Source organism: Dehalogenimonas sp. THU2, from assembly GCF_039749495.1.
In the GTDB taxonomy this organism is placed as follows: domain Bacteria; phylum Chloroflexota; class Dehalococcoidia; order Dehalococcoidales; family Dehalococcoidaceae; genus Dehalogenimonas.
This window is the reverse complement of sequence record NZ_JBDLLU010000029.1, coordinates 1-3,503: the sequence shown is the minus strand read 5'-3', so window position 1 is coordinate 3,503 and position 3,503 is coordinate 1. Positions and strand designations below refer to the sequence as shown.

Sequence of the window (3,503 nt, the reverse complement as noted above, 5' to 3'; positions counted from 1 at the left end):
TAATCGCACAGCCTGTGGAACGTACAGGCCACGACTACAGTGTAAATACCCGCTGTAGATACCCGTCTGTGAATACCCGAAAAAAACTTAAACACTATTCCCCCCTTGCCTCAGGGGTCACCCCCCTCCCCGATTGACTTTTACCCTGATCCGATTAACAACGCGACAGCTTTTTCCACCCCAAGTTGGGGCGCAAGCCTTGCCACCCGGATGGCATCCCGGACATTCTGGGTGAGCCCGTCCAGGCGGCGGGCGATTTCCCCAGCCAGCTCCTGGTCGAGGCCTTCGGAGCGCACCAACACCCCTCTCACCACCGTCAGAAATTCAGCTCTCCCGTAGGGATCGAGCTTTCGGATGGCAAAGCGCGACCGGAGTTCCGGTGACAGTTTTTCGCAACGGTTTGAGGCGGCGATGACTCTGAGCGGGTTGTTGATGTTGAGTTCACGGCCCCTTTTAGCCCGCACCAACCGTCCGCCTTCCATCATGGTCAGCAGCGCCGCGGTATCGGCGGCGTTCATCTTGTCGATCTCGTCGATAAGCAGAATCTGCGGTTCCCGCCCGGCAACCAGGTCCCACAGCCCGGCCTTTGAAGTCGCCGAGCCGACCAGCCAGATGGCCTTTTCGCCTCCGGCTCTTTCGATATCCCACAGAAAAAGCGTCTTGGCAAGCGCCGGTGGCCCGGTCAGGAGCACATGCACCGGTTTTTCTGCCAGAAGTGCCGCCCTGAGAAGCTCTTTCACGCCGTCATGGCCGATGATATCCCCAAAGAGAGTGTCGGGTATCTCTGGTTTTAATTCCTGGCGCGTCTCAGGCGACGTAATTTCAGCCGAAAGAAGGCTTTTGCCCAGGTCGCTCAACCGGTAGCCGGTATGGGAGTTGGATCGAAAGACGTTATCGAGGTAGCCGTCCTTGAACAGCCGGGACAGCGTCGCCGGCCAGATCCTGACATGCCTCCATCCCCAGCCGATGCGATACTCATTCTCCATATCCACCGAGTCTTCAAACCGGGCAATTTCCGAAAGCAGTTCGATGACATCATCGTTTTTCACTTTTACCACCCCCTTTCCTGGCAGATCCGCCTGAAAGCCTCGGTCACCATTTGAGTCAGGTATTCGGTGCCGCTGATGCCGGCGGTATCGGGGTGAAGCTTCCGCAGGAGATCCAGATAACGCCGCCTAGCAAACTCTTTTGAAGCGGTGCGGTCGCAACCAAGGATTCGATACGGGTCAAGAGCAGGCTGGTTTATCGGCCTGCTTCCACCGGCAGCAGACATATCCATGCCCAGCCGCTGGGCGAAACCGATGATAGTGGCCGGATCGGCCGCGCTGGTAAAAAGCTCCGCCATGAAAGATTGAAGCTCACACGCCAGGTCTTGCTGCATGCGCCTGATACGGTTGAATCTATCTTCCATAGCTACCACCAGAAATGACCGGCAAAAATTCCCAGGAAGAAACCGATGAGCATCTGCCACCAGTACTTGCCGCCGAGCCTTACAAGCAAAATGCCCAGGCCGAGGAAGATAAGCATGTAAACCAGAGGCGCCTTCTTCTGGTCATCCCGAATGATCTCGGTCCACGGTTTGCCCCCTGCCGCCCGCCAGAGTTTTTCATAAACCTCGCCCAGGAAATCGATCATTGCCTCACACCTTTCTTCTTAATCCAGCCGCGTTCTTCCTGAGGGATGAGCGGCCCAAGCTTGGCGAAGCAGAAACAGGACTGGCAGATTTCGAGTGCCAGCGGTTCACCGCGTGCCAGCCGGATGATGTCAATTCCGCCGTTTCCGGTCTTGTCGGACAGGGGGAATCCTTTGCGGCAATAGATCCGCTTGCCGTTCACCCTGGCATGGGCACATTCATAAAGTGTCCGTTTCTTCTTCATGTCACTCCCTTTGATTGATGTTCAGGAGCCGTATTCCCTACAAAACCTTTCGAACCCTTCAAACCTTTCGGGCCACGTTTGGGCTCACGATTGAAAGGTTTTTCGAAAGGTTTTTCCGCGGCTTCAACACCTTTCACCCTGTTTGAAGCTAAATCAGTTGATCTATCCGTTGTTTTTCCGAAAGGTTTTTTTAGCTCTGTAAAACCTTTCGCCGAATCCGAAGCTGTTCCGAAAGGTTCGAAAGGAATGAAAGGTTTTTCACCCGATACGGGCGGCTCAAGCTTAAGCCCATACTGCTTAACCAGACTTTCGACCCTGACTTGATCCCAGCACACCACCCTTCGCCGGGTAGTGCTTCCCTTCTCTTTCTGAAAGCCCAGTCTTCGGGTCAGCCAGCCGGCTTTCTCCGGGTTAAGAGCCGGTGACTCCTCATCCATGGCGTCAGCTCTTACGGCGATGTTTTTGAGTGATAATTCGTGCTTTTCCTGATGCAATTCGATCATGGCGGCAAGTACTCTGCCGGCATCGCTTTCCCGGCGCCTGGTGTAAAGCGACTCTTGCAGCCGGTGGACGAAGCCACCGAGGGCCTCCGCCATGGCATGGTCGCCGTTAAGCATGGCCTTCATGGGGATTAGTATCTCCTGAAGACGCGGCTGCAGGTTCGGTTCGAGCAGCTCGTTGCCGAAGGTTTTGCCTTTGAGGCGGCACAGGTTTTGCAGGCGAAAGGTTAGCAGCTTGGAACGTAGCGTCCCAACCTCCTTATCGAACGATGCCGGCAGCACCCTTGGGATGTCGTCTCGGGTGAGGGGCATCATCTCTGAAGTCAGGCAGCGGCTCTCAAGAGCCTCGTCGGCGAAAGGGAATCTTGTCGATAGCAGCTTCGGGCCAAACACCTGGTAGCCTCGCGGGAACCATTTTCCGTTTTCTTTATCGGCCCGAAGGACCGGCATCCCCGGCCGGTAGCCGTTATTGAGCAGTTTTACCATCTCCGTCCAGGCGGAGGAATCTTTGAAGTCGGCTTCATCAAGCACCAAAGTGCCCCTGAATTGTTCAAGGATGCGAAAGATCGGCGACGGCGTCGTGGCGCCGGAGGCGAACATCGGCCGGAAGCAGACATTTCCGACCACCTGCAGGAAACGCGTCTTGCCGGTACCCCAGTCGCCGATCACCCGGAGATACGGAATCGACGGGGCAAACTCATACACCCAGGAGAGGAGCACATAGAGTGAAGCGATCTCTTCGAAGTCAGCCGGCAACTCCATGTAGCGATGAATGAAACTCTGCACTTCACCGAATAGTTTGGCCTGCGAATCATAAGGCGCCGCGGCGGGGGCGAAATGTACCACTTGGCCGACCAACGGGTCATTCGTTGGCAGGTAAGTCACCTTCGAGGTGTCGTACTGCCACAATTTTTTGATGGCGCCGCCGGCCGAGACCATGAAATACCGGTCGTCTTCATCGACCACCATCTCGCCGACTGTGCCGTCACGAAGAATAAAGCCGGAAACGTAACATTCGCGCTCTTCCTCCTCCAGCTTGAAATCAGTGACCAGCTTTTCAGCGTCGGCAAGGCAGTGTTGCAGCAGGTAGTCGTCGATACCGGTCTTCTGCTGATTTTCCAGTTGC

Annotated in this window: 5 protein-coding genes; all 5 read right to left on the bottom strand. The window is 55.7% G+C overall.

The features are described from left to right. Positions 1-140: 140 nt before the first annotated feature. Positions 141-1,049 carry an ATP-binding protein gene (locus tag ABFB09_RS09545; RefSeq protein WP_347001265.1) on the bottom strand — a complete coding sequence of 303 codons (909 nt, stop codon included), beginning with the start codon at positions 1,047-1,049 and terminating at the stop codon, positions 141-143. A gap of 2 nt (positions 1,050-1,051) precedes the next feature. Next, positions 1,052-1,411, bottom strand: coding sequence for a J domain-containing protein (locus ABFB09_RS09540; RefSeq protein ID WP_347001264.1), 360 nt, complete (start codon positions 1,409-1,411; stop codon positions 1,052-1,054). 2 nt (positions 1,412-1,413) lie between these two features. Then, complete coding sequence (locus tag ABFB09_RS09535) at positions 1,414-1,635, bottom strand: hypothetical protein (RefSeq protein ID WP_347001263.1); 222 nt, start codon at positions 1,633-1,635, stop codon at positions 1,414-1,416. After that, positions 1,632-1,877: a hypothetical protein gene (locus tag ABFB09_RS09530; protein WP_347001262.1), complete on the bottom strand. Its 246-nt coding sequence runs from the start codon at positions 1,875-1,877 to the stop codon at positions 1,632-1,634. Before ABFB09_RS09530 ends, ABFB09_RS09535 begins: the two co-directional genes overlap by 4 nt. Next, on the bottom strand, positions 1,874-3,503 hold a 1,630-nt coding region (locus ABFB09_RS09525; protein WP_347001261.1), incomplete at its 5' end, for a hypothetical protein. The genes ABFB09_RS09530 and ABFB09_RS09525, both read right to left, overlap by 4 nt.

Bases quoted from the DNA above. Each gene is read 5' to 3' on its own strand.
- ABFB09_RS09540 (WP_347001264.1), bottom strand. From the start codon at position 1,411: ATGGAAGATAGATTCAACCGTATCAGGCGCATGCAGCAAGACCTGGCG.
- ABFB09_RS09535 (WP_347001263.1), bottom strand. From the start codon at position 1,635: ATGATCGATTTCCTGGGCGAGGTTTATGAAAAACTCTGGCGGGCGGCA.
- ABFB09_RS09530 (WP_347001262.1), bottom strand. From the start codon at position 1,877: ATGAAGAAGAAACGGACACTTTATGAATGTGCCCATGCCAGGGTGAAC.